Here is a 24,786-nt window from a genome sequence, read left to right as displayed (position 1 = left end):
TATAAATACGAAATTCCAAATATGAAAAAAAGCACAACTATTTAGGTTGTGCTTTTTTGATTCTATACTTTAGAAATTCCAAATATTGTTATTCCTTCAAATACTTTCCAACGAAAAATGTTCCAAATGGAAGTAATGATAATAAGCAAACAATGAAGAATTCCTTTGCTGACCACTTTTGAGATTCCCACAAGAAAAATGCTAACATAATATACGCCACAAATAACAGACCATGAGGCATTCCTAACCACTTTACATAAGTAGGATTATCGTATATATATTTAATTGGTGTAGCAATAAATAATAGTAAGATATAAGAAACTCCTTCTAATAAACTTACTACTTTAAATAGGTTGATCATAACATTAAAAATTAGCAATTACACTTAATGATAAATTACGTCCTGGAGCAGATAAACCTGAAGCAAACTCACGATAATGTTTATCAAAAATATTTGATAAACGTCCTTGTAATTTAAAATTTGAATTAATCTTATAAGCAGAATGAATTGCTACAGTTGCCCAGCTTGGAGCCCCATAAAATTTATTAATATCCTCGGTAGCTGTTGCATCTACAATTGGCGTTAACTCATGGTTATCTATTCCTTCATTGATATTGAAATCTTCAATGTTTTTCGTCGCGTTAAATCTGAAATTCACGCCTGCTTCAACATTATCATTCACGTAGTTCACATCAAAATTTCCGAATAGTGGTGGAATTGAAGACATTGGTTCATCGGTATCAAAAGTTCTACCCTGTGTATATGTTATTGATCCGCTAGTCATCCAATTCTTATGTAATTTTCCTTGATAATTAACTGTGAATCCGGTTACATAAGCATTTCCTCTATTTACATTAGCTAAAATTTGTTGATTCGCTGTTGTAAATGTTTCTCCATCATAAACCAATGATAAACCAGGATCATTTATAGCATCCCTGTATATATAATTGCTCAATAACATGTAATACAGGTTAGCACCAATTCTAAACTTTCTCTTATTAAAATATTTTTCAACACCTATTTCTGCGTTGTAAGCATGTTCAGGTCTTAAATCTACATTTGGAATTGTTAAACGGTTACTCTTTTCTCTAATTTTTCCTACATCATCAATGTTAGGAGATCTAAATCCTGAAGAAAGTACAGCATTAAATTGCCAACTTCTTGCAGGTTTATATACATAACCCACAGTAGCTGTTAATGCAGTATTTGCCAAACTAATATCTGAATCTGGTAATGTTATGAATGTATTATCGATCCACTTTGCTCGTAGCTGAGTATTGGTTAATCTCATTCCAAAATTTAAAGTAGACTTTTTAGTAATATCTTGTCTGTAGTTCGCATACAAAGCAGAACTTAAGTAACTACTTCCACCGTCTGGATAACGAGATTGAACTGCAAAATCGTTACTAAAACCAGTAATTTGATTATTTACAATATTCAATTCCTTACCAAAAGAATTTGAATTTACATCATTGTAAGCAACCTCAAATCCATATCCTAAATTTCTATTTTTAGCAAGAGCGACTGAGAAATCTCCATTCAAACTATAAATATCAACCTCTTCCTCTCTATAACTTCTTTCTAAACTTCCGAATCTCCTTTGTATTCTACTCTCTCTAACATTTTGATACGCTAACGTAAATGTTCCTTCGTTTAACCATTTCTTTTTTGGATTGATGGTTAACTGCGGAGAAATAAGTAATCGTTCTTGTGGACCGTAATACCATTCTGCGAACTTTAGAGACGACGGATCTGTTTCATCCGTTAATTCTGTCATTCTATCAAATCTTGGAATATCTGAAGATGTTGAATATTGTACATTAACTTTTAGATCTGTATTTCTAGAAAGTGGAACATAGAATTTCTGTAAAATATCCGTTTGATTATAACCTGTATTCCTTTGAACACCTAAATCCGTATTTAACGTTGGATTTGGATTATAATTTCCGTTTAAATTTTCCGAATAGTAAAAAACCTTTCCCCAATCTTCAAATCCGTGTGAACGATTTTCTCCCATCTGCAAATCACCAAAATCACTGTGAGATACACTTGTAAAACTGGCCCATTTTGGAAAACGTAATTCTATTGAAGCTTGATTTGTTCTTTCATCATTAACTGTAGAAAAACGAGAGAAGAAACTTCCTTTTACTTCTTTATCTTTAGATAACTTTGGCGTTTTAGTATAATAATGAATTGCTCCTCCTAAGGCATCAGATCCATAAATTACAGAAGACGGACCAAATACAACTTCAGTTCTGTCTAGCATATTTGGAGCAACAGTAATTGAGTTTTGTAAATGTCCTTTTCTATATATAGCATTATTCATTCGAACACCATCTACAACCAATAAAACACGGTTACTCTCCATTCCTCTTAATACTGGGCTACCTCCTCCTAATTGTGATCTTTGCACTCGTATTCCAGGAATAATTTCAAGTACATCTGCAGAAGTTTGTGGCGAGAGTTTTTGAATTTCTTTGGTATTTAATATCTCAATCTGTTCTGCGATTCGGTTGGTTTTTGCATTACTCTTAAATACAGAAACCACAACCTCATCTAGCTGCTCAGATTCTTTAGACAGATATACTACATTATCATTTTGTAGAATAAGTGATTTACTGGTAGAAAACTCAGCATAAGAAACGTGAGAAAAATAGATAATTCCTTTCTTAAAATCAGAAATATCTACCTTACCATTTTCATCTGTTACAGCAGAAATTGTTTTGTCAGAATTGTAAAGTGCAACCGCCTCAATTTCTTTACCAGTTTCACCATCATAAACAGTAATTTGCTGAGCAAAAATTGTTGAAGAAATACACAAAAAAAGTACTAAAATCCACCTCATGAGTTAACTAAACACCGTTTCTAGAACGTCTAAAGATTTTGGTTTTTTAAAACCCTCCAAATGTAATTCAAAATATTGAATAATAATCCTTAGAAGCGTCTGTCTTTCCTTTTTATTGAAAGAAATTGTATGTATTGCATCAAAATTTATGCCTAAGAGCTTTTTGAAGAGTGTTAAATCAGTATTTATCAGTGTTAATTTTTCATAGTTGCTATTTGTAAAAGATCCTTCTAACAAACTAAAAGCACTAGCATCTGAATTTGAAGTATCAGGATAAAACCCTAAATACTTTGATAAATTCAATAAGAATAGTAAATGAAAATTAGAAATAGCATTATGAGTATCTAACCAAATCAAAGCTGTTTCTATGTAGTTGTACAACCCTTCATTCTTTTCTTCTTCTTGAATAATTGAAGATAAAATTTCAGATAAAAAAAGTACTATTGATTGTTTTATAATATCCAGAGGAATACTCTCATAAGGAATGGAAACACTTGCTTCTCTCAATGAGTTCAAATTTCCTTTATTATTATGACTTGCAGTTACCTGTAATTGAGTTAGTGGTTGAAAATAAGCAGCTTTTAACTTTCCTTTCTTAGCTTTTAAAACACCTTTAATCATGTAGGTTTTTACTCCTTCTTCAAGTGTAAAGCATTTTACAATTAAACTTGTATCACCGTACTTAATACTGCTAAAAACAATAGCTTTTGTAGAAATAATGGCCATTAATTTACAATAGCAATTTTCGTAGTTGAAGTTTCTGCACCATCATCTGTAACAAGCAAAACAATGTAAATACCAGAGGCTACTTTTTGTCCTGATAAATTACGTTTATTCCAAACTACCTTTCCTCCTTGAACCTGTTGACCTTCAACAACGTTAGTTTCATAAACTAAATTCCCGGCTACATCTAAAATCTTAACATTCGTTCCTTTCGGAATATTTGTTCCGTTTCTACCTGCAATAGTTACCGTATTATTGGTATTTAAAGCCGGGTTTGGATACGCGTATACTTCTCCTAATTCATCACCAAAAGGAGCTACATTACTATTGTAAACAACAATTCCTTTATCTGTTGCGAAATATACTTTCCCCGAAAACTCATCAACCGCAATTTTTAAAATCTTATTAGACGGTAAAGGAGAATTGTCTTTATTGAAATTAGCTAAGGTATTTTGTCCACTTGGGTTTGTGTATAAAACCCCTGCATTATCGGTTCCAAACCATTTATTATTTGCTCCATCTACTTTAATAGAGTTGATCGTTTGATCGCCAAGTAATTTCTTTGGAATTCCTTCATCAAGAATAATTATAGGTTCTGCATCGTATACATTTGCATCAAAAATTCCAGATGTATTACTAAAAACAACTAGACCAGACAACGTTCCAATCCAAAGCCTGTTATTTTTATCAATTGCAACAGTTCTGGTAAAAGCATTTGGTAAGTTTCCTCTTGTAGCTTCGGTTGTTAAAGCACGTTTCCTATCTCCATTTTCATTGTAAGCAAAAACACCGTTTCTACGTGTTGTAATCCAAACTGTATTGGCATTATCAATTACAACTTCTCCCATTCCTGGTTTGTTATCTAGATACAATTCATTAATATCAAAACTAGTCCAAACTCCAGAAGGAGATAACTTTTTTAATCTGCTATTAGCTATTAAGTTTGTTACCCATAAATTACCATCCCTATCTAATGCACTACCAGATATACGAACGGTAACACGATTTGGATCTTGTGGTAATACATCTTCAAGAGGACTATTCAAATGATTATAAAATTGTACTACTTGATCGTCTTCTACAACCATTAATCCTCCTGTAGAAACTGAATTAACATCGCTAGTATCTCCAAAAGAACTGATGTAAACTTTATTTTCAGCATTTGGATCTATTGTAACATGATTTAAATCCGTTACTGGAAAGCTTGGATCATATTGCACATTCACCCAATTAGTACCATTGTAATGACTGAACCCTTGCCTTTTAAATAATCCTCCAAAAAAACTAGAATATCCTCCATAAACTACCCAGAGATTATTATTCAAAACTGAAATTGAAAATACATCATTTGCTAAAGGTCCTTCAGGATGTACTTCTGTATACGACTGCGATGCTGTAGGAGCAAATAAAATTCCAAACTCTTGTGTAGCTAAAAAAGCTATTCCTGAATTAACTGTTGCTGAATTTAACGTGAAATTAAAAGTTCCACTACTAGTATTACTAGCAGTTAATGCTAAAGATTGATCGTAAATATTAGCTCTTGAAGATAACGAAACTGTTAATGTGCTTCCTTCGCTTTTAACATCTGAAATATCTTCAGTATACGTGCTAACTGTTTGTTGAACAGCTCCGTTTAATCTAATTAAATCTCTATCTGTTGCAGTATAAACATTTCCTGAAAACTCAATGATATGTTTAAAATTTCCAGTAAAACGGAGATCCCAATTATTGGCATCTAATAGACTTCCTCCATTTGTATCTGCAACAAAAATACCAGAATCAGTAGCGGCAAAAATCTCATTGTTAACAACAACAATATCATTCACATTTACACTTGTGGAACCTGGTCCGATAAAATAAGTATCACCAAACTCCAATCGTTCAATATTATAAACAATAACGGCGAAAGATGTTGCCAATAATAATTCATCATTATTCTGATAAATTGCATTAACCTGTTTTAAACCAGATTGATTGAAATTAACGATATCAGGAGAAACAGTTACGGTTCCATCCTGATCAACAACTTCTATTAATCCGTTTTCGTATCCAATAACCAATCGATTATATGTTTCATTGTAGAAAATTGCAGAAGTAGTTTCTCCTGATAACCCATTTACAGAAGACAACTTTTGGATTTCCTGGTTTTGTATATCATATGTAAAAACTGCATTATCAGCTAAAGCATATAAAATGTTTTCTGAAATGGTGAAGTCTTTAATATTATTATAGGAAAAAAAATCTTCCCATTGATTACTAAAATCAGTTTGTGAAAATGATAGTAACGATAGTAATGATACAAATAATGTAATTAATTTTTTCATCAAAAACTTAAAGTTAGTAGACTAATAAACTTAGGCCACTGAATTTATATTTTCTATACTAGAACGAAGATAGTTATACTTTATTTAAACTCAGTTAAAAATTAGTTGTACTTTTATCTATAAAATGATCTCTTATGAGGCTTATAACATTAGATGATATAACTGACACTTATTTTAAAATAGTTCAAAGAGGTTGGAAGTTTATCTTTTCTAAGTTCACAACAAATAATGAAAATAGAACTAAAAGTGCTTTCAGTAATACTTCATTTATATCATCTTATTGTTGGTCGATTCCAAAAGTTAATGAACGTTGGAATTACTTGATTACAGGAGATAAAAACAATAATTATATTGATTTTTTAACAAATGATTTTCTCAGCCATAAGAAAGGTTTAAAACTACTCTCTTTAGGATCTGGGACTTGTAACAGAGAAATTGATTTAGCCGAACACACTTCTATTTTCAAAGAAATAGTTTGTATAGATATTGCACAAAACCTTCTTGATATTGCGGCTAAAAATGCCAAAGATAAAAAACTAGACAATATTACTTTTTTAGCTCAAAATATTGACCTAATGACTTTTAAGGATAACGAATTTGATATTGTTTTTTTTAAATCTTCTCTTCATCATTTTGATAATATTCCCACTTTCCTAACTCAGAAAATTAGAAAAACACTAAAACCGGATGGTCTTTTAATTATTAATGAATTTGTTGGTGCTACTAGATTACAATTCAAAAAACATCAAATTCAGGCCATTAATAATGCTATTACAATTATTCCCAAAAAATTTAGAACCAGATATAAAAGTAACTTCAGAAAAAACAGATATCAAGGTGCTGGTTTATTAAGAATGATTATTGCCGATCCTTCTGAATGCATTGACTCTGAAAATATAATGCCTACTATTCATAATAATTTTAAAACAATTATTGAAAAGCCTTATGGAGGCAACCTAATAATGAGTGCATTAAGAGATATTTCTCATCATTTCTTTGAACTAAATGAGGAAAAGGAAGAAATTTTAAACACTATATTTAGTCTTGAAGACTCATACCTTGAAAAGTATCCTTCAGATTTTGTTTTTGGTATTTATCAAAATATAAATTAATATGAGTATTGAAATAGAACGTAAATTCTTAGTAAAAGATAACAGTTTCAAGGAAGAAGCTTATCAGCGTAATTATATAAAACAAGGGTTTTTAAATTCTGATAAAGAACGAGTTGTTCGTGTTCGCATAAAAGATGAAAAAGGGTATTTAACCGTGAAAGGAAAATCAAATACTTCAGGAACTTCACGTTTTGAATGGGAAAAAGAAATTAGCAAAGCAGAAGCGAATGATTTAATGAACTTATGCGAAAAAGGAATTATTGAAAAATACCGTTACTTAGTTAAAAGTGGAAATCATGTTTTTGAAGTAGATGATTTTCTTGGAGATAACTTAGGATTAGTTATTGCCGAAATAGAACTTGCTTCAGAAAATGAAAATTATATATCTCCTATATGGTTAGGAAAAGAAGTAACTGGAAAAGCAGCATATTATAATTCTAACTTGAGTAAGAAGCCGTATTGTGAGTGGTAAGATTTAGATATATTCAGCTAAAAAGTCTTTTAACTTACCTCTATCTTTAGGTTTTAAATCTCCTTCAAAGTAAGAATATACATTAGGGTTTTCTTCTTCATTAATTTTGAAATACCAAAACATATATCCTTGGTGCATCATAAAAACAAAATCATCTTCTTTCAAAAAATCTTCTGTATTATCTTCATTTAATAACTCCTTTGCCCATAAATTCAAATCTTCAACACTATTAAATAAATCCGTTCCTACTAAACCATGAGGTATCTTTTTTTGATATTTAGAAAAGAAATCTATATAAATACTTGGAAAACTAATGTTTTTTAAAGATTTATAAATTATAAATCGCCCAAAAATGACTGAAACTACCAAGCAAAACAAACACATGAAATATGGCATGGTTGTATGGAATTTTTTTAATGGAATATAAAATAGCTCCAATAGTATAAAAAACTCCTCCCGCAATTAAATAAGTTGCTCCTAATTCAGATAAACTATCCATAAGTGGAGAAATAAAAAACACGACCAACCAACCCATTACCACATACATTACGGTAGAAACATGCTCTAACTTTCCAGTAAAAAACAGTTTGAAAATAATTCCAACCAAAGCAATTACCCAAACTAATAAAAACATATTCCAACCTAATTTAGATTGTAATGCTACGATACAAAAAGGTGTATAACTTCCCGCTATTAAAACAAAAATCGCGGCATGATCAAAAACTTTAAGTTTCGCTCTTTTATCAAGATTTTTAGCATTATGATACAATGTGGAAGCGGCATACAATACCATCATACTTAATCCGAAAATGATAAAGCTTGCACTTTCCCAAAATGATACGTAACACATTGATTTTATCACTAAAAAAATAAAACCAACACAACTTGCTACAAATCCAAAACCATGAGTTAGAATATTTAAAAACTCTTCTTTTTGACTGTAATCGTTAAGTAGTTCGTTATTGCTCATCTTTCTTTGCTGCTAAAGTATATTTCATATACTTTTCATCATTCATTAATTCGTTATAAATTAAATCGAATATTTTGTTTTTAAGTGGTATTCTATCTTCTAAAGATAAACCTTCTGTAGAAATAAATTTACATTGCTTGGCTCTTAATTTTTTTGGACCTCCTCTGAAAACATTCCAAGAAAATGAACTTTTACAATCGTAATATACTTGCGGAACAATTGGAATTTGATGTTCTATTGCCAAACTAAATGCTCCGTTTTTAAATGGTGCTAAAACAACCTCTTCATCCGGTACTAAACCTTCTGGATAAATTGCAACACTAGTTCCGTTTTTTAATCTCTTTTTTGCTAAACCATATACTTTTCTTCTGCTATTCGCACTTCCTCTATCCACCATAATTACAACTCTTTTATAGAAAAAACCGAAAACTGGTATTTTTACAAGTTCCTTTTTTCCTACAAAAACAATTGGATTTTTACTCATAATAGCCATCAGCCAAATGTCGAAAAATGAAGTGTGATTTGCACAAAATACATAACTCTTATCTCTATCGATTTCCTCCTCTTTTTCAATTGAAATTCTACATCCCATTGAGTACAATAAAAAGTAGGAAAAAACACGTACAACCTTCCAAAAATAAGGGTACAGTTTTTCAGTAGAAGATAGCGCGATTAGTAGTGGAGACATCACGATAATCCCCAAAAACATTAATACATAAAACCACGCGCGCCACAATAACAAGAAGGGTATTTTTATGTACTTCATGTTTGCTAATGTAGTAATTTCTTTTGTTTGATAGATTTAAACCTTACTTTTGTTTTCGCAAAAAATCAACAAGTTTCAAAAGCTTATTTTGAAACAACTTATAAAGTAAAAATACAATGTCTAGGATCTTAACTGGTGTACAAAGTACAGGAACTCCACACTTAGGAAATTTATTAGGTGCTATTTTACCTGCTATTGAAATGGCTAATCAGCCGGAAAACGAATCGTTTTTATTTATTGCAGATATGCACTCTTTAACTCAAATTAAAGACGGAAATCAATTACGTGAAAACACATACAGTACAGCTGCTACTTGGTTAGCTTGTGGTATTGATGTGAATAAAACTGTTTTTTATCGTCAGAGTGATATTCCTGAAGTTACTGAATTGACATGGTATTTGAATTGTTTTTTCCCATATAACAGATTAAAACTTGCACATAGTTTTAAAGACAAAGCAGATCGCTTAGAAGATGTAAATGCTGGTTTATTTACGTATCCAATGTTAATGGCTGCTGATATTTTATTGTACGATGCAGAAATTGTTCCTGTTGGAAAAGATCAATTACAGCATTTAGAAATGACTAGAGATGTTGCTGAAAGATTAAATAATGTTGTAGGGGAAACTTTAGTTCCGCCTCAAGCAAAAATTCAAGAACACACACAATTAGTTCCCGGAGTTGATGGAGAAAAAATGAGTAAATCTCGTGATAACGTAATTAACATCTTTTTACCAGATAAAAAGTTACGTAAGCAAATCATGAAAATTCAAACGGATAGTACTCCATTAGAAGAACCAAAAAATCCAGATACTGATAATGTATTTGCATTATACAAGTTATTGGGATCTGAAGAGCAAATTGCTGAAATGCGAGCTAACTATGAAGGAGGAAACTATGGTTATGGACATGCAAAACAAGCTTTATATGAATTAATTATAGAGAAGTTTGCTGATGTTAGAGCAAAGTATAACCACTATATGGAAAACAAAAATGAGATTGATGAAGCTTTAGCTATTGGAGCGGAAAAGGCTAGAAAAGTAGCTCAAGATGTTTTACAACGCGTTCGTGCAAAAGTGGGTTACTAGTTTCAAACTAAAAATCTAAAATATATTAACACCTGTGAATTCTTTATAATCTGAATTCTCAGGTGTTTTTCTTTTTTAAGAAGTGATCATTTAGAATAAAAAGATAAACATTCGGAAAACCGATTAGATCAAATTCTTCTAATCCTTATAAATTAATTCCCTAAAAGAAAAGATTTTCATCTTACAAGAGTTAATTTGTAACATCTTGAATTTATAATTGTCTTTAAAAAAATGAAAAACTAACAATGAAGAATACAATCATACTTTTACTACTGTTCATTAGCAACTATTCTTTTTCACAAGAAGCATGTAAATGTTCCAAAGATTTAGATTTTGTAATTACTTACTATGAAAACAATCTTCCCGGGTTTAAAGACAATGTAAATTCCAAAACAAAAGACACATACGCTTCATTAAAAGCTAGTTTAAAAGCCGAAGCGAAAAAAGCTGAAACAAAAGGCGATTGCTATAAATTAACTCTGCAATTCGTTGAGTTTTTCAGAGATAATCATTCTTCTATTTACATGAGAAGTGAAAATATTGATGACTCAAATGAAGAGCAAGTTCAGCAATTTTTAGCATCAAAAACATTTACTTCAAGAGAAGTAATTCCTTCAGAACAGATCGACCAAAACCAATATCCATTAGACGATATTCGAGGTATTTATGAAATAAAAGGAGCCTACAAAATTGCTGTTATTCCTAATAAAACAGCCCTAAGAGATTATGTAGGTGTTATTCTGGAATCTAAAACTAAACTATGGAAAGCAGGACAAGTAAAATTTGAGCTTAAAAAGACCGATGTTCAAAATGAATTTCTAGCGATTTCTTATCTAAAAAATCATGCTGTACGATATAACAGCAGATTCTCTTTAAAAGAAGGAGTTTTAGGTGATTTCTGGTTTAAAACCTCACTTGAAAAACAAGTTAACCATGCTACGGATGTTTCCTATGAATTTGATTTTCAAACAATAAATGATAGCATTGCTTATTTAAGAATTCCAACCTTCTCTGGAAGAAGAAGTGCAAAAATTGATTCACTATACGATGCATCATTCAATACAATCAGAACAAAACCTTATTTGATAATTGATGTTCGTAATAATGGAGGAGGAAGTGATGCCAATGTAAATCCGCTATTGGAGTTTATATACACAAATAAAATTAAAACCGATAAGGTAGATTTATACATTACAAAAGACAATATTAAAATTTGGGAAGGATGGTATAAAGACGCAAAAGAAGATACTATTAACTTTAGCGAAGATCGTGTGAAGTGGTTTGCAAAACGATTAAAAAAAATGAAAAAAGCACGATTAAACTCGTTCATGTCTGTTTCTAAAGGTGGAAAAATGAGTAGACTTTATAAAGCTAACGCTGTTCAAAAAGTAGCTATCTTATATAATAAAAATTGTGCGAGTTCATGTGAAACATTGCTATTTAGAGCACAACAAAGCTCAAAAACAATTTTAGTTGGTGAAAGCTCTGGAGGATATGTTGGCTATGGAGAAGTTGGAACTGTATACACTCCATGTTATAATTTTACTTTAACCTGCACATCGAGTAGATATAAAAAACAACGTGCCTATGAAGTTATAGGAATTGCTCCAAATCATTATTTAAATAATACAAAAAGTTGGGTTGATCAAACCATTGAACTTTTGGAGAAACAATAATAAAAAACCGAAGCTTTTGGCTTCGGTTTTTTAGTCCTTAGTATATTTTAAAATTTCATTTAGCTGTTCCGTCGTAAACTGTGGAAACCTCTGTCTATGCTGCTCAGAGTTTAAATACTTCTGTAAAGAAAGTGAATCTAAATTTATATTTCTCAATGCAGGCCCAGTAGAATTTTTGTCTAATTTATGACAAGCAGCACAATTTGCATTAAAAAGCCTTCTTCCTTCTCTTTTATCTTTACTAATTTCATTTACTGTGTCTACAACACCACACCATGCAGTTTCTTTCTCTTCTGATGAAGGAAATAAATAAGAATAAAAAAGCATCATCATGATAGTTATAAAGACTACCATGTATGATGCAAATATTTTATTTTTTATGCTCAAATTAAAACTACGGCGCAGGATTCGGTCTTGCTGCATGTACAGCTTCAATTTCTTCTAAAATCTCTTCAGATAAATCGATGTTAATAGAACCGATATTCTCCTTTAATTGATCCATTTTTGTAGCACCAATAATGTTACTTGTTACAAATGGTAATTGATTGATATATGCTAATGATAATTCAGACAACGTCAATCCATGTTTCTCTGCAATTGCTAAATATGCTCGAACTGCTTCTTGAGATCCGTCGCCCATATAACGAGCAATAAAACGAGGGAATAATGTTCCTCTTGCTCCTTTTGGCTGACCTCCATCTAAATACTTTCCAGAAAGTACTCCCTGTGCTAATGGAGAATAGGCTAATAATCCAATATTTTCACGCATTGAAACTTCTGACATTCCATATTCATAACCACGGTGGATTAATGAATATGAATTTTGGATTGTTGCCATTCTTGGTAATCCTTTTTGTTCAGCAGCTTGCAAATACTTCATTGTTCCCCAAGGAGTTTCATTTGATAATCCAACGTGTTTTATCTTTCCTTGTTTAATTAATTCCTGAAGTGTTTCTAAAATCTCAATATGATCTTCTGCTTCTTTTGTTGAAGTTTTATATGGATAGTCTCTTACACCGAAACAATTTACACCTCTGTTTGGCCAGTGTAATTGATATAAATCGATATAATCTGTTTGTAAACGTTTTAAACTTCCTTCAACAGCTTCAATAATATTTTGACCTGTCAATCCTCCTGATCGGATATGAGCAGTATACGCTCCACCTCCAGCAATTTTAGAAGCTAAAACTACTTTATCTCTATTTCCAGTTTTCTTAAACCAGTTTCCAATAATTTTTTCTGTTGCACCATATGTTTCTGGTGTTGCAGGAACAGAATATAATTCTGCTGTATCAAAAAAGTTTACACCTTGTTCTAAAGCGTAATCCATTTGTTCGAAACCTTCTGCTTCTGTATTTTGATTTCCCCATGTCATAGTTCCTAAACATATTTTAGAAACTTTTACATCAGTATTTGGTAACGTTGTATATTTCATTTATTTCTTTTAGTTATTGAATTAAAACGATTAAAAAAATGTTGAGTGTAAATACTATCTATTTTTAATCGTTCATTTGAATTTCCCTCATTATAAAGAAAATCAGATAATTTATATTCACTATTCTCTATTCTATTAAACTCTATAGAGTATGGGTTTATTAAAATAAATTTACCTTTTTCCGTCTGATTTATTTGACCTTGTAAGTCCTTAATGGAATACTCTACATTGGTCGAAACATTCACGTATAAATTACCATTTTCTATTTTATAATAAACAGGAATCCGTTCACCTAAATAATATGAAAATCTATAAATACGATTTTTTGTTACAAACCATTCTTCATAATCCCATTCAGCTCCTTCTACAACTTCTTTATTCCTTTTTAAAAAGCTCCAATTCCCTTTGATATCGACTTCTTTTTTTACTTCACAGCAGTTAAATAACGCTATTATGAAAATAAAAATCGACACTTTCCTCATCGGTTGATTCCTATTAGTTTAGAATAGCATCAATTCCTGGTAAGGTTTTCCCCTCTAAGCTTTCTAACATTGCTCCTCCACCTGTTGACACATAACTTACTTTATCTGCAAATCCAAATTGTTTTACCGCTGCTACGGAATCTCCTCCTCCAACTAAAGAGAACGCTCCGTTTTTAGTTGCTGCGTCAATTGCATTTCCTAGTTCAATTGTTCCTTTTGCAAAGTTTTCCATTTCAAAAACTCCTAAAGGTCCGTTCCATAAAATGGTGTTAGAATTCGCTAAAACTTCTGCAAACTTTTTAGATGTTTCTGGTCCAACATCTAATCCCATCCAACCATCAGGAATTTCATTAGTACTCACTGTTTGTGTATTTGCATCGTTAGCAAAATTATCCGCAATAATAGCATCTACTGGCAAATGAATCTCTGTATTTTTCTCTTTCGCAATTTTTAAAATATCTAAAGCTAACTGTAACTTATCTTCTTCAACTAAAGAATTTCCAATCGATCCTCCTAAGGCTTTTACAAATGTGAACGTCATTCCACCACCAACAATAATATGATCTACTTTCTCAATAATATTTTCAATCACACCAATTTTAGAAGATACTTTTGCTCCACCTAAAATTGCAGTTACAGGCTTTTCAGAATTGTTTAATACTTTATCAATACTTTCAATTTCTTTCGCTAATAAAGATCCAAAACATTTGTTTTCTGGAAAGAATTGTGCAATTACTGCTGTTGATGCATGAGCTCTATGAGCAGTTCCAAAAGCATCATTTACATACACATCTCCCAACTTTGAAAGTTGCTCAGCAAAAGCAACATCTCCTGCTTTCTCTTCACCATGAAAACGTAAATTTTCTAATAATAAAATCTCACCGTTTTGTAATCCAGCTACTGCTTCTTCAACACTAGCTCCAACACAATCGTTTACGAACTTTACTTGAACACCAATTACTTCGCTTACCTTATCAACAATATGCTGTAAAGAAAATTTTTCATCAACACCTTTTGGACGACCTAAATGCGACATTAATACACAGCTTCCTCCATCTTCTAAAATTTTAATAATAGTTGGTTTTGCTGATTGAATTCTAGTATCATCAGTTACTTGAAATTCATCGTTTAACGGCACATTAAAATCTACACGGATTAATGCTTTCTTATCTTCAAAATTAAAATCGTTGATTGTCTTCATTGCTTCGGTTTTTAAGAAGTTTGCTTTTTTTGATTTGTAGCAAAAATAATTATTCTAAATTAGAAAAAACGCGATTAAAAAAGCATATTTCTTTATTTTTATAACGAAAACGTTTGCAAAAAATCTGTTCAACTTATCGCTACACCTTATGTTAATTTTCACACAAACTTCTACTGAAACTGAACTTCATCAAATTTTAGAATTGCAACAGCAAAATTTACCTAAAGGATTAAGTGATGAAGAAAAAAAACAAGAGGGATTTGTAACGGTTGAACATGATTTTGAGACACTTTTTAAAATGCACGAAATTCATCCACATATTATTGCAAAATACAATAACAAAGTTGTTGGATATGCTTTATCAATGTCAACTGTTTTTAAAGATTCCATTCCTGTATTAATTCCCATGTTTACAGAATTGGAAAAGTTAGATATTGATCAGAATTTTATCATCATGGGACAAGTTTGCGTGGATAAAAAACATCGTGGTAAAGGAATCTTCAGAGGTTTATATAAAAAAATGAGTACTGTTTTTACTGGAAAGTATTCTAGTATTGTAACCGAAATCGATGCTAAAAACATTCGTTCGGTAAATGCTCATAACGCTATAGGATTTACAACTATTTCTGAATATCCTGCTCATAATCAGGTTTAGAAAATTGTTGCAATGGAAATTTAATTTGTTATTTTTAAACAAAAATGCGCAATGAAAAGAGTTTTACTATTCACTATTTTAACATTCTCAACTTTATCGACTTTTGCATGTAGTTGTGAACAAATTCCTTTTTATGAAGCTGTCAATAGAGCCGATGAAATATTTGTTGGAAGATTAATTGAAGTAAAAGAACTCTTTAATGAATCATTCCCTGAAACACCGAATCAAAAGTACACTACACATTGGTCTGCGACTTTTGAGGTTGAAAAAAAATGGAAAGGCTCAAAGAAAAGGTACATAACGATATATCAAGATGGAAATAGTTGTGAATTTAATTTTACCAATATAAATCAAAAGTATCTGGTTTACGCAGAGAATAAATCGATTTTAGGAGTTTACACCACACCAACTACTTGGCTTTGTTCTAGAACTATTGGACGAAATGATCCTAGTGTAGATAGCAACTATAATTCTGATCAAATAAAATTAGATGCACAATTTTCAGAAACAATAAATTTATATAGTTTTAATTTGTTTTCATGGACTTATTTTTATCCTTTAAGTATATTTTTGGTTGGTTTGTTTATAGGTAGAAAAACTAAAAAGGCAATTCGCTAGGTTCTATAAAATCGACTTCAGGATTATAAATCTCTTTGATTAAAATCTTAATCTCTTCTATAAAAGCATAAACTCTTTCTGGTGTTACGTTGAAATCCTCTCCTCTGAACTTCTCCGAAAAATTAAGTTTCATAAATCCTGATTGTAGTTTTTTAAACGATACAATTCCAGCTTGCATCTCAGAGTTTTCTTTTACATTTTCACTTTCTAAATACATGAATGCATAGAGCAAAACTTGAATTGCTTTACTGTATTTAAAGTCGCAAATCTCTTCTAAAAACGGAACCTTTAAATCTGAAGGCTTTACACTTCCCGTTTTATAATCGATTATCCTTGTTATGCCATTTAACTCATCAATTCTATCTACCTGACCATGAATTTTAATTGGAAAATCAATTCCATCCACAGTGATAAAAGCTTCGTAATCTTTTTCAACTGCAACTATTTTCAGTTTATTTGATTCGTCTTTCAAAAGCGCAATTTCTTGGTTCAAGAAATTACTCACAAAACGACTTGCCACTTCAAATATCAACCTATTTTTTCCTGTAGTAACATCTCCATTTTTAAAGTGAATCTTAAAGTTTTTCTGTATAAACTCTTCAATTTTAGGTTTCATTTGCCTTACATCTTCAAGCACTATAAACTTGCCTAAATAAGGTTCATACAATTCTCTTAAGGTTTCATGCACTACGATTCCTAACGTATTGAAAGCCACTTCTTCTTCAATTTCATCAAACTCTTTTATTTTCAATACTTTCTTCTGATAAAAAGCAATAGGATTGTACAAGTAATTGGTTAATGCAGAAGGTGAAATTCCTTTCTTAGCCAATTCTTCTAACTTCAACAACACAGCATCGTTTTTTTGAACGTCTTTTTTGTATTGAACATTGGAATTTACTTTCGGGCTAATGAAAGTGGTTTTAATATCTTTTTTCAGCAACTCAAGCTGAGTTATAAATCTACTTTTTTCACCGCCACCAAAAGAATCATTTTCTGTATTGTAAATTAAATACACATTTTTTGCTCTTTGTAGTAAACGGAAAAAGTGATAGGAGAAAATTGCATCTTTCTCTCGATAGGTTGGTAACCCATATTGAACTTTTGCATCAAAAGGAATAAAAGAAGTTTGTTTTGAATTCGCTGGTAAAATTCCTTCATTTACGGATGTAAGAATAACGGTTTCAAAATCTAGTAAACGAGTTTCTAACATTCCCATTAATTGCAATCCTGCTAATGGCTCTCCTTGAAACGATAAACTTTCTGATGTTATCAACTGCTTGAAGAATTGATATAATGTTTTTAAATCTGAGAAATAACCAAACTCGAGCTGTAAGTTATGTAACTGCATAAAAGCCGTGTAATAACGAAACAAGAATTCCTTTTCCAACCCACTTACAATTGACTTCAAACTATCGATAAGCTCTAAAATAGTATTCAAAAACTCACTTACATCTCCACTAAACATAAAAAGGTTTCCAACAAGATTTTGAATAGTATCTTCTGTTTTTACCAAATATGAATCTAAAAAGTCTTTAGAAACGAAAGTTAGGTTATTATTATGTATTGCAGTTGTAATTTCATCTGAAACCGATCGATTCTCAATCAATAACAAACGATGAATTAAAGGCTGCTTAATCACCTTAATTACATCTTTATAATAAAATTGTTTGCTTACTTTCTTCTGTAATTTTTCTTGTGAAATGAACAATTGAAAAAGAGACAAAAACAAACTGGTTAACGGAATATCTTTTAATGGATATCCCATAGTGATGTTTATAGATTCAACACTTTCAGGTAAAGAATTTAGCGTAATTGGCAGTAGCGATTCATCAGCCAATACCAAAGCTGTATTGTTATGATTTTCCATGTTAGAAAGTAGCTCTCCAACATATTTCATTTGCGAAATATTCTTCGCTGCTCCAATGAGTTGAATATTCTTTTTTTGAGAGAAATTAGTACTAACAATACTAAGCTCTTTTTGTTGGTAATGCTTCCAAGATGTTTTGTACTTTCTAATGAAATTACCAGCTTGATGTCGAGAATTTAAAAAGGACTCATCAATATCCCAATAGGTTTTTGTGTTTCTTGATGCTAACATTTCTTTGATTAGAAATTCCTCTGCTTTATTCAGTGCGTTGAAACCAATAAAAAAGAATTGCTTTTGTGTGTGCTCTTCTAAAAAAGATTCGATATTCTTAGTTGCTTCTCTATACATACAACCCTGATATCCAACATTATTTTCCAGTAAAAAAGAATACAAAGCATTGTAATACTCATTCAACTTTTCCATAAAAGCAAAATGATTTTTCATAAGTTCCGTTTCCTGAAATGTTCCTTTTACAGACCAATTTCGTAATCGCTGTACGTCTCTAACATAAATGAATACTTCTTCTGAATTCACTAAATGCTGATCAATCTCATTAAAGTCTTGCAAAACGGTAAAAGCCCAAGAAGAAAACACATCAAAAGCATCAGGTTTCTCTTCTAATTCTTTGTATATTTTATAGAAGTAAAAAAGTAATTGGATACTATCTATTTTTCGAATTCCAGATACGCGTTCGGTAAACTCTTCTATATTTAATATTTCAGGTAAAAAGCCCGTTACCTGCGCATCTTTTAGTGCTTGTTTTACAAAAACTCCAGCACGATTAGAGGGCAAAATAAAGGTTACATTTTCAAAACTTGTAGTCGTTTTTAGAATGTCTTGAATTGTTTCCTGAATAAATGTTTGCATAGATCTAAAGTACAATAATTATGTTATTTTTGATTAAGAACTAACACTTATGAACACTTTAAATATTTCATTACTGCAAGCCGACTTATCATGGGAAAACCCTGAAGAAAACTTATCCTATTTTTCATCTCAAATAGAGCAGATTAACAATGATGTAGATCTTATTGTTTTACCAGAAATGTTTACAACAGGATTCTCTATGAATGCTTCTGAACTGGCTGAGGAAGTGAATGGAACAACTGTGAATTGGATGAAAGACATTGCTAAAACCAAAAATAGTGCGGTAGTAGGTAGTGTTATTATTACAGAAGAAAATCAATATTACAATCGTTTATTCTTCATGTTTCCTTCGGGAGAATTCGAGTACTATGATAAAAAGCATACGTTTACTTTAGCTAAAGAGCATGAAACGTATAGTTCTGGAACAGAAAAATTATTAGTAGAATATAAAGGATGGAAAATTTGTCCGCTTATTTGCTATGATTTACGTTTTCCTGTTTGGGCAAGAAATGTGGAGGATTATGATTTACTTCTTTATGTGGCAAGTTGGCCAGAAAAAAGAATTAGTGCTTGGGATGCGCTATTAAAAGCTAGAGCTATTGAAAATATGAGTTATACTATTGGTGTAAATAGAATTGGAGAAGATGGAAATGATTATGCATATGTTGGTCACTCAATTATTGTAGATTGTTTAGGAGAAGCTCTATCTCAAGAGAAAAACGAAGCTGCAGAAATTATTTCTGTTCAAATTAATAAAAACACACAAGAAGAAGTTAGAAATAAACTTGGGTTTTTAAAGGATAGAGATGTTTTTGAACTTAAAGAATAGTTGTACAGATTACTTATGAAAATTCGCTTTATAATTATTGTTTCATTGTTAGTCCTAAGTAATAGTTTATATGCCCAAAAGGAAACTAGCAAGTACAAATTAGGTCTTAATTACGGGCAAGCATCTCAGGATAATTTTATTTTAGGTGATACAGATTATAACTATAATAATCACTTTCTAAAAGTTCAGGTTAATTATTTAATCTCAACATCAAATAAATGGAACTATGAACTAACAATTGAACCAAGTATCTACTTTGTGAAATACCAGTTATTAAACGAGCAATTTATTCGTCCTACCGATCCAAATTATATGGAATTGAGAGAACTTTATACACAAAAAAGACGATTTAACGAATATGCTTTAAACATTGGTTTAATAGTCCGTTACGCATTACTGAGAAATTTTAGCACATATATTCAAGGAAGCGTAGGCCCAATGATTTCCGGAGATGATACCGAAAGATTAAAAAAAGGGTTTGCTTTTTCTGATATTCTTGGTTTAGGTTTTTCATGGAAACAAAACAACGTCATTTTGGATTTACGTTTTACTTTACGACATAACTCAAATTTAGATTTATCGCTACCAAATAGCGGACATAATAGTGCCGGAATTGAGACTGGAGTCTTATTTAATTTATAATTTTTTTAAACTTAAATTAATATGATATTCCTATTTTTGCTAATATCAGAATAGGCACATAATTGCTAAGCTTTTTCTGAATAATCCTAAAGCAAAAATTTAATAAAATAGTTATGAAAAAAATTACAATGTTAGCCATTGTCCTGGCTTATTTTACCTGTTTATTTACCAATGCTCAAACTCAAGTAGGATCTACAGTTTTTGCCTCTTCTACCGACGAAAACTTTGCTGAGACTGTTACCATGAGTTCTGATGGAAAAGTGCTGGCAATTTCTGCTGACGGTACAGATACTACCAATGGCTCTGGAACAGGATACGTTAGAATTTATGAATTCGACAATACTTCTAATAATTGGGTTCAGAAGGGAAATGATATTCTTGGAGATAATTCAGGTGATAAGTTTGGTAATTCCTTAGCTTTAAATTCAGACGGAAATTTATTAGCAATTGGAATCCCTCTTAGCGATTTTTATAGCTTTCAATCAGGTATTGTCAAGGTCTATGAATTTAATTCATCAACAAATCAATGGGAACAAAAAGGTACTAATTTAACTGATGGTTTAACTGATTATTTTACTGGAAATAGTATTAGTTTTAATAGCGCTGGAAATAGAATTGCCATTGGAACACCTTCTTCACAATCAGGTGGAACACATAATGGAAATATTGTAATATTTGATTTTGATACAACTTCAAATAATTGGGTGCAAATTGGAGGTACTATCACAGGAACTGAAAACTATACAAATTTGGGGTATTCAGTAGCATTAGATGACACTGGAAATACAGTTGTTGCTGGTGGTCCAGGACTATATAGGAATGGAAACCCAGCTATTAATGGTGTAGTTAAAATTTATCAACTTACAGGAAATAGTTGGGTGCAAAAAGGTCAGAATATATTAGGGAATGAAACGGGAGACTTTTTTGGAGCAACTGTAGATATTAATGCTAATGGTGATCAAATCATTGTAGGAGCCTTGTTAAATGACGAAAATTCAGAAAATGCTGGTAAAGTAGAAATTTACCAATTCGAAAACTCAAATTGGACAAAAAAAGGAGGATCAATTTTAGGAAATGAAGGTGACAAATTAGGAAGTGCAGTAAAATTAAATAATAGCGGAGATAGAATTACAGTTGGTAGTAATGGTTTTGATACTGATAAAGGTAAAGTAGAAACCTTTAAATTTTTAAATAATAATTGGCAAAAAGAAGGAAACGCAATTATTGGAACTGCATCAGGTGATAGGCTAGGTAATTCTATTTCAATTGATCAAAATGGTGAGTTGGTCGCAATGGGTTCCTTTAGAAATGATGATGTAAATAATTACTTCCAAGTATTCAATACAAATTCAACTTTAAGTTTAAATGATATTAAGAATAATCTTTTTAGATTTTACATTAGTAATAATATTTTATACATCAATGCTAACAATACTCTGATACATGATGTTAAGATGTATAACTCATTAGGTCAAGAAATTAAGTTAAACTCACTTAATCCTGAATTCTCTGAACTTCAATTTACTAAAGCAATTAGTTCTAATATTTATTTCCTTAAACTTCATACTGATAAAGGAATAACTAACAAAAAAATCTTATTCAAAAAATCATAGGGCAATTATCATTTTGAATTCAAAAATCACATATACTTTCTCCGGAAAACTATGGAAAGATTCACCTAATGGTGGTTGGCATTTTGTATCCTTACCAAAAGATATTTCTAAAGAAATAAGAACACAAAATCAGTGGATGGAAGAAGGCTGGGGAAGACTAAAAGCTACAGCCGAAATTTTTAATCTTCAATGGAATACTTCCATTTGGTTTGATACTAAAATGGAAACTTATTTACTTCCAATAAAGGCAGATATCCGAAGAAAAACTAAGATTAAAATAGACGAAATCTTAGACGTCAAAATATTTATCTAAATAAAAAAGCAACCTAAATTAGGTTGCTTTTTTATTTATGCTGGAATCATCCATTTAAATTTAAACTCTGTATCGGGAATCACAATTCGCTCTGTAATTCGATACATTCTATCTGGAAGTTTCATTAAATAATCTCTCGCCTTTTCAGCTTCTGCTGTTAAGCCTGTAATTTTATCAATTTCCCAAGTTTCATTTAACTTTCTAAGAATATCTACATAGTCAAAACCTGTATAAACTCCTATTCTTTGTGCAACTGTAGAAAAATCATCAAATAAGCTACCTTTTGCATTAAATGACTCTCTTAAGTGCATTGCCGGCATCACAATTTTATGTCTCATCATTTGCTCAAAGGCCAACATCATTTCACTAGGATCTATTTTGAATATTTCCTTTACGAATGCTGTATACGCTTTATGATGTCTCATCTCGTCTCCTGCGATAATTTTTGACATTCTTGCTAACAATTTATGTCCTTTTTTACGCGCAATTTTTGCCACATTATTATGCGAAACATACGTTGCCAACTCTTGGAAACTTGTATATACAAAGTTTTTATATGGATCTGTAGATGTTCCAATATCAAAACCATCTGCAATTAAATGTTGAGTAGAAATTTCAACTTCTCTCATATTTACTCTACCTGAAAGATATAGGTACTTGTTTAACACATCTCCATGACGATTTTCTTCAGCGGTCCATGCTCTTACCCATTTTGCCCAACCATTATCTGGATCTTGTTTAACACCATCTAGTTCCATTAACCATGATTCATATGTTGGTAGCGCTTCTTCGGTAATTGTATCTCCGATTAAAACGGTCCAAAAATCATCGTCAAGTTCTTTTGATATTTCCTGAATTTCCTTTACTTCTTCAATAAAATTTTCATTTTGCGAATTCGGAAGGAAATCTGTCGGTTGCCATATTTTTTCAATTGGTATTAAAAAATCATCTACAAAACCATGGATTTTACTCTCCAAGGTTTTCATCACTTCTTTTCTTATATTGTTTATCGACATATGTCTTGTTAGGGATTAATATTTAGTTATTTGAATTGTTTGTTGTCTGTTATTATTGTTGAATTCCTGACTTTACAGTATCTTCAACTTTTTGTAATAGTTCCTCAAAAGGCAAACTATCAACTTTTATAGGTTCGTGGGTAGTAATTTTTATTGGACTACCAACTCCTAAAGGAAACTTCCCGTATTTAAATACTTTCCAAGAATTATTTATAGATAAAGGAACTACATAGGTGTCTGGATTATACTTTACAAGCATTTTAAGCCCATTTGAAGCAAAACTTTTAGGTTGTCCATTTCTACTTCTTGTTCCTTCTGGAAAAATGGTTGCAGACCACTTTTTCTCATTGATTCTTTTTGAGAAGTTGATCATTTCAGCAATTGCTTGTTTCTTATCTTTTCTATCTATTAACGCTGCTCCTCCGTGTTTTAAATTAAATGATATACTTGGTATACCTTTTCCTAATTCAATTTTAGAAACAAACTTTGGACAGTGTTTTCTGAAATACCAAATAATCGGTGGAATATCGAACATGCTTTGATGATTCGAAACAAAAATTACGGTTTGATTTTTAGGAATATCATAATTGTTTTCTACACGAACTGGAACACCTAAAATTAATAATGATTTTACCAAAAACCAGTTCATTACATTTACTACTTTCTGATGTAATTCTTGACCTCCAAGCTTTAATCCAATCCATTGTATTGGATGAAATACAAGTAATATGATAAAAAATACTATCGCAAAAAGTGTAGATAGTATGTAACTTATTATTTTCATTTTCTCTAAAAGTAAGATTCCCGCCTAAAGCGGGAATAAAATTTTCAACTATTAAAACCAGTTAGACCAAGGGATTCTAGATAAGATAAATAAGAGTCCTAGACCGTAAAATATTGAAAAGGTTTTAAACTTAGATTCGCTTTTAACTTGCTTTTTATGTTTAGACCATCCAATCGTAATTAAAACAATTGCAGCAATCATCATGATTGGGTGTTCGACAGCTAATAATCTATTCGTTCCATCAATTCCATTTGCTTTCATTGATTTATACCATGGCGACATAAAATACCATCCTAAACCAATTAATAATTGTATATGTGAAGTGATTAGTGCAAATAAACCTAATCGAAAATCTTTATGAGTAAATTCTTTTTTTTGGACTAAACCTAAAACGGCATTTACAACAGCATAAACTAAAACTGCTAATACAATATAAGCCCAATAAGAGTGGATTACTTTCATCATGATATGTTAGTTTTTAGATACTGTA

General features: G+C 31.1%; 25 protein-coding genes. 10 read left to right on the top strand and 15 right to left on the bottom strand.

Annotated features, from left to right (window positions below; translation table 11 throughout):
* Positions 1 to 88: 88 nt before the first annotated feature.
* The 4 genes from ABNT61_RS12945 to ABNT61_RS12930 are packed head-to-tail and all read right to left on the bottom strand — an operon-like array spanning position 89 to position 5,893.
* The gene (locus ABNT61_RS12945; RefSeq protein ID WP_348743537.1) at positions 89 to 361 is read right to left on the bottom strand and encodes a DUF3817 domain-containing protein; all 273 of its coding nucleotides are present in this window, start codon (positions 359 to 361) and stop codon (positions 89 to 91) included.
* A gap of 4 nt (positions 362 to 365) precedes the next feature.
* Positions 366 to 2,846: a TonB-dependent receptor domain-containing protein gene (locus ABNT61_RS12940; RefSeq protein ID WP_348743536.1), complete on the bottom strand. Its 2,481-nt coding sequence runs from the start codon at positions 2,844 to 2,846 to the stop codon at positions 366 to 368.
* Positions 2,847 to 2,849: 3 nt separating this feature from the next.
* Positions 2,850 to 3,572, bottom strand: a complete 723-nt coding sequence (recO, locus tag ABNT61_RS12935) for a DNA repair protein RecO (protein ID WP_348743535.1) — start codon at positions 3,570 to 3,572, stop codon at positions 2,850 to 2,852.
* Complete coding sequence (locus ABNT61_RS12930) at positions 3,572 to 5,893, bottom strand: hypothetical protein (protein ID WP_348743534.1); 2,322 nt, start codon at positions 5,891 to 5,893, stop codon at positions 3,572 to 3,574. The genes recO and ABNT61_RS12930 overlap by 1 nt, the downstream gene beginning before the upstream one ends.
* 134 nt (positions 5,894 to 6,027) lie before the next feature.
* Between ABNT61_RS12930 and ABNT61_RS12925 the strand changes: the two genes are divergently transcribed.
* A complete protein-coding gene (locus ABNT61_RS12925) occupies positions 6,028 to 7,005 on the top strand; it encodes a class I SAM-dependent methyltransferase (protein ID WP_348743533.1) in 978 nt (325 codons plus the stop codon).
* 1 nt (position 7,006) lies between these two features.
* Positions 7,007 to 7,477: a CYTH domain-containing protein gene (locus ABNT61_RS12920; protein ID WP_348743532.1), complete on the top strand. Its 471-nt coding sequence runs from the start codon at positions 7,007 to 7,009 to the stop codon at positions 7,475 to 7,477.
* Between the two features lie 3 nt (positions 7,478 to 7,480).
* On the opposite strand, the gene ABNT61_RS12915 is transcribed toward ABNT61_RS12920, so the two are convergent.
* The 3 genes from ABNT61_RS12915 to ABNT61_RS12905 all read right to left on the bottom strand — a co-directional run bounded on the left by ABNT61_RS12915 (position 7,481) and on the right by ABNT61_RS12905 (position 9,039).
* Positions 7,481 to 7,693: a hypothetical protein gene (locus ABNT61_RS12915; RefSeq protein ID WP_348743531.1), complete on the bottom strand. Its 213-nt coding sequence runs from the start codon at positions 7,691 to 7,693 to the stop codon at positions 7,481 to 7,483.
* A 112-nt stretch (positions 7,694 to 7,805) separates the two neighbouring features.
* On the bottom strand, positions 7,806 to 8,447 hold the full coding sequence (gene trhA, locus ABNT61_RS12910; protein ID WP_348741119.1) for a PAQR family membrane homeostasis protein TrhA: 642 nt from the start codon (positions 8,445 to 8,447) through the stop codon (positions 7,806 to 7,808).
* Positions 8,437 to 9,039, bottom strand: coding sequence for a lysophospholipid acyltransferase family protein (locus ABNT61_RS12905; RefSeq protein WP_348743530.1), 603 nt, complete (start codon positions 9,037 to 9,039; stop codon positions 8,437 to 8,439). Before ABNT61_RS12905 ends, trhA begins: the two co-directional genes overlap by 11 nt.
* A gap of 290 nt (positions 9,040 to 9,329) precedes the next feature.
* Here ABNT61_RS12905 and trpS point away from each other — a divergent pair, with 290 nt between their 5' ends.
* Together trpS and ABNT61_RS12895 are read left to right on the top strand one after the other, a co-directional pair.
* A complete protein-coding gene (trpS, locus tag ABNT61_RS12900; protein WP_348723279.1) occupies positions 9,330 to 10,298 on the top strand; it encodes a tryptophan--tRNA ligase in 969 nt (322 codons plus the stop codon).
* 245 nt (positions 10,299 to 10,543) lie between these two features.
* Complete coding sequence (locus tag ABNT61_RS12895) at positions 10,544 to 11,974, top strand: S41 family peptidase (protein WP_348743529.1); 1,431 nt, start codon at positions 10,544 to 10,546, stop codon at positions 11,972 to 11,974.
* 30 nt (positions 11,975 to 12,004) lie between these two features.
* Here ABNT61_RS12895 and ABNT61_RS12890 read toward each other — a convergent pair whose 3' ends face one another.
* The 4 genes from ABNT61_RS12890 to ABNT61_RS12875 are packed head-to-tail and all read right to left on the bottom strand — an operon-like array spanning position 12,005 to position 15,092.
* The gene (locus tag ABNT61_RS12890; protein ID WP_348743528.1) at positions 12,005 to 12,328 is read right to left on the bottom strand and encodes a c-type cytochrome; all 324 of its coding nucleotides are present in this window, start codon (positions 12,326 to 12,328) and stop codon (positions 12,005 to 12,007) included.
* A gap of 40 nt (positions 12,329 to 12,368) precedes the next feature.
* Entirely contained in the window at positions 12,369 to 13,409 is a 1,041-nt protein-coding gene (locus tag ABNT61_RS12885) for an aldo/keto reductase (protein ID WP_348743527.1), read from the bottom strand.
* The gene (locus ABNT61_RS12880) at positions 13,406 to 13,882 is read right to left on the bottom strand and encodes a hypothetical protein (RefSeq protein WP_348743526.1); all 477 of its coding nucleotides are present in this window, start codon (positions 13,880 to 13,882) and stop codon (positions 13,406 to 13,408) included. The genes ABNT61_RS12885 and ABNT61_RS12880 overlap by 4 nt, the downstream gene beginning before the upstream one ends.
* Positions 13,883 to 13,904: 22 nt before the next feature.
* On the bottom strand, positions 13,905 to 15,092 hold the full coding sequence (locus ABNT61_RS12875) for a phosphoglycerate kinase (protein WP_348743525.1): 1,188 nt from the start codon (positions 15,090 to 15,092) through the stop codon (positions 13,905 to 13,907).
* A 148-nt stretch (positions 15,093 to 15,240) separates the two neighbouring features.
* Between ABNT61_RS12875 and ABNT61_RS12870 the strand changes: the two genes are divergently transcribed.
* Positions 15,241 to 15,747 (top strand): GNAT family N-acetyltransferase, encoded by a 507-nt coding sequence (locus ABNT61_RS12870; RefSeq protein WP_348743524.1) that lies wholly within the window; start codon positions 15,241 to 15,243, stop codon positions 15,745 to 15,747.
* A 51-nt stretch (positions 15,748 to 15,798) separates the two neighbouring features.
* Entirely contained in the window at positions 15,799 to 16,365 is a 567-nt protein-coding gene (locus ABNT61_RS12865) for a hypothetical protein (RefSeq protein ID WP_348743523.1), read from the top strand.
* On the opposite strand, the gene ABNT61_RS12860 is transcribed toward ABNT61_RS12865, so the two are convergent.
* On the bottom strand, positions 16,346 to 19,099 hold the full coding sequence (locus ABNT61_RS12860; protein WP_348743522.1) for a PD-(D/E)XK nuclease family protein: 2,754 nt from the start codon (positions 19,097 to 19,099) through the stop codon (positions 16,346 to 16,348). The two genes, ABNT61_RS12865 and ABNT61_RS12860, sit on opposite strands and share 20 nt — an antisense overlap.
* A gap of 49 nt (positions 19,100 to 19,148) precedes the next feature.
* Between ABNT61_RS12860 and ABNT61_RS12855 the strand changes: the two genes are divergently transcribed.
* The 4 genes from ABNT61_RS12855 (at position 19,149) to ABNT61_RS12840 (ending at position 22,496) form a co-directional block, all read left to right on the top strand.
* A complete protein-coding gene (locus ABNT61_RS12855) occupies positions 19,149 to 19,928 on the top strand; it encodes an amidohydrolase (RefSeq protein WP_348743521.1) in 780 nt (259 codons plus the stop codon).
* 15 nt (positions 19,929 to 19,943) lie between these two features.
* Entirely contained in the window at positions 19,944 to 20,570 is a 627-nt protein-coding gene (locus tag ABNT61_RS12850; RefSeq protein WP_348743520.1) for an acyloxyacyl hydrolase, read from the top strand.
* 113 nt (positions 20,571 to 20,683) lie between these two features.
* Positions 20,684 to 22,183, top strand: coding sequence for a T9SS type A sorting domain-containing protein (locus tag ABNT61_RS12845; protein ID WP_348743519.1), 1,500 nt, complete (start codon positions 20,684 to 20,686; stop codon positions 22,181 to 22,183).
* Between the two features lie 13 nt (positions 22,184 to 22,196).
* Positions 22,197 to 22,496, top strand: coding sequence for a DUF1905 domain-containing protein (locus ABNT61_RS12840; RefSeq protein ID WP_348743518.1), 300 nt, complete (start codon positions 22,197 to 22,199; stop codon positions 22,494 to 22,496).
* 35 nt (positions 22,497 to 22,531) lie between these two features.
* Here ABNT61_RS12840 and ABNT61_RS12835 read toward each other — a convergent pair whose 3' ends face one another.
* From ABNT61_RS12835 to ABNT61_RS12825, 3 genes are read right to left on the bottom strand one after another with little or no spacing between them, the layout of a single operon-like run.
* Positions 22,532 to 23,512, bottom strand: coding sequence for an acyl-ACP desaturase (locus tag ABNT61_RS12835; RefSeq protein ID WP_348710562.1), 981 nt, complete (start codon positions 23,510 to 23,512; stop codon positions 22,532 to 22,534).
* 52 nt (positions 23,513 to 23,564) lie between these two features.
* Positions 23,565 to 24,296 (bottom strand): lysophospholipid acyltransferase family protein, encoded by a 732-nt coding sequence (locus ABNT61_RS12830; RefSeq protein WP_348743517.1) that lies wholly within the window; start codon positions 24,294 to 24,296, stop codon positions 23,565 to 23,567.
* A 51-nt stretch (positions 24,297 to 24,347) separates the two neighbouring features.
* Complete coding sequence (locus ABNT61_RS12825) at positions 24,348 to 24,758, bottom strand: hypothetical protein (protein ID WP_348723441.1); 411 nt, start codon at positions 24,756 to 24,758, stop codon at positions 24,348 to 24,350.
* Positions 24,759 to 24,786 lie beyond the last annotated feature (28 nt).

It is taken from the genome of Tenacibaculum sp. 190524A05c (assembly GCF_964036595.1).
GTDB lineage: Bacteria > Bacteroidota > Bacteroidia > Flavobacteriales > Flavobacteriaceae > Polaribacter > Polaribacter platacis.
Note: the sequence above shows the minus strand (reverse complement) of the source record. Positions and strands in the feature narration are given on the sequence as shown.

Excerpts from the sequence above, each read along its gene's own strand:
- ABNT61_RS12870 (WP_348743524.1), top strand. The coding sequence starts at position 15,241 with ATGTTAATTTTCACACAAACTTCTACTGAAACTGAACTTCATCAAATT.
- recO (WP_348743535.1), bottom strand. The coding sequence starts at position 3,572 with ATGGCCATTATTTCTACAAAAGCTATTGTTTTTAGCAGTATTAAGTAC.
- ABNT61_RS12905 (WP_348743530.1), bottom strand. The coding sequence starts at position 9,039 with ATGGGATGTAGAATTTCAATTGAAAAAGAGGAGGAAATCGATAGAGAT.
- ABNT61_RS12850 (WP_348743520.1), top strand. The coding sequence starts at position 19,944 with ATGAAAATTCGCTTTATAATTATTGTTTCATTGTTAGTCCTAAGTAAT.
- trpS (WP_348723279.1), top strand. The coding sequence starts at position 9,330 with ATGTCTAGGATCTTAACTGGTGTACAAAGTACAGGAACTCCACACTTA.
- ABNT61_RS12890 (WP_348743528.1), bottom strand. The coding sequence starts at position 12,328 with ATGGTAGTCTTTATAACTATCATGATGATGCTTTTTTATTCTTATTTA.
- ABNT61_RS12920 (WP_348743532.1), top strand. The coding sequence starts at position 7,007 with ATGAGTATTGAAATAGAACGTAAATTCTTAGTAAAAGATAACAGTTTC.
- ABNT61_RS12860 (WP_348743522.1), bottom strand. The coding sequence starts at position 19,099 with ATGCAAACATTTATTCAGGAAACAATTCAAGACATTCTAAAAACGACT.
- ABNT61_RS12940 (WP_348743536.1), bottom strand. The coding sequence starts at position 2,846 with ATGAGGTGGATTTTAGTACTTTTTTTGTGTATTTCTTCAACAATTTTT.
- ABNT61_RS12830 (WP_348743517.1), bottom strand. The coding sequence starts at position 24,296 with ATGAAAATAATAAGTTACATACTATCTACACTTTTTGCGATAGTATTT.
- ABNT61_RS12825 (WP_348723441.1), bottom strand. The coding sequence starts at position 24,758 with ATGAAAGTAATCCACTCTTATTGGGCTTATATTGTATTAGCAGTTTTA.
- ABNT61_RS12855 (WP_348743521.1), top strand. The coding sequence starts at position 19,149 with ATGAACACTTTAAATATTTCATTACTGCAAGCCGACTTATCATGGGAA.
- ABNT61_RS12875 (WP_348743525.1), bottom strand. The coding sequence starts at position 15,092 with ATGAAGACAATCAACGATTTTAATTTTGAAGATAAGAAAGCATTAATC.
- ABNT61_RS12925 (WP_348743533.1), top strand. The coding sequence starts at position 6,028 with ATGAGGCTTATAACATTAGATGATATAACTGACACTTATTTTAAAATA.
- ABNT61_RS12895 (WP_348743529.1), top strand. The coding sequence starts at position 10,544 with ATGAAGAATACAATCATACTTTTACTACTGTTCATTAGCAACTATTCT.
- ABNT61_RS12885 (WP_348743527.1), bottom strand. The coding sequence starts at position 13,409 with ATGAAATATACAACGTTACCAAATACTGATGTAAAAGTTTCTAAAATA.
- ABNT61_RS12835 (WP_348710562.1), bottom strand. The coding sequence starts at position 23,512 with ATGTCGATAAACAATATAAGAAAAGAAGTGATGAAAACCTTGGAGAGT.
- ABNT61_RS12845 (WP_348743519.1), top strand. The coding sequence starts at position 20,684 with ATGAAAAAAATTACAATGTTAGCCATTGTCCTGGCTTATTTTACCTGT.
- ABNT61_RS12930 (WP_348743534.1), bottom strand. The coding sequence starts at position 5,893 with ATGAAAAAATTAATTACATTATTTGTATCATTACTATCGTTACTATCA.
- ABNT61_RS12865 (WP_348743523.1), top strand. The coding sequence starts at position 15,799 with ATGAAAAGAGTTTTACTATTCACTATTTTAACATTCTCAACTTTATCG.
- ABNT61_RS12945 (WP_348743537.1), bottom strand. The coding sequence starts at position 361 with ATGATCAACCTATTTAAAGTAGTAAGTTTATTAGAAGGAGTTTCTTAT.
- trhA (WP_348741119.1), bottom strand. The coding sequence starts at position 8,447 with ATGAGCAATAACGAACTACTTAACGATTACAGTCAAAAAGAAGAGTTT.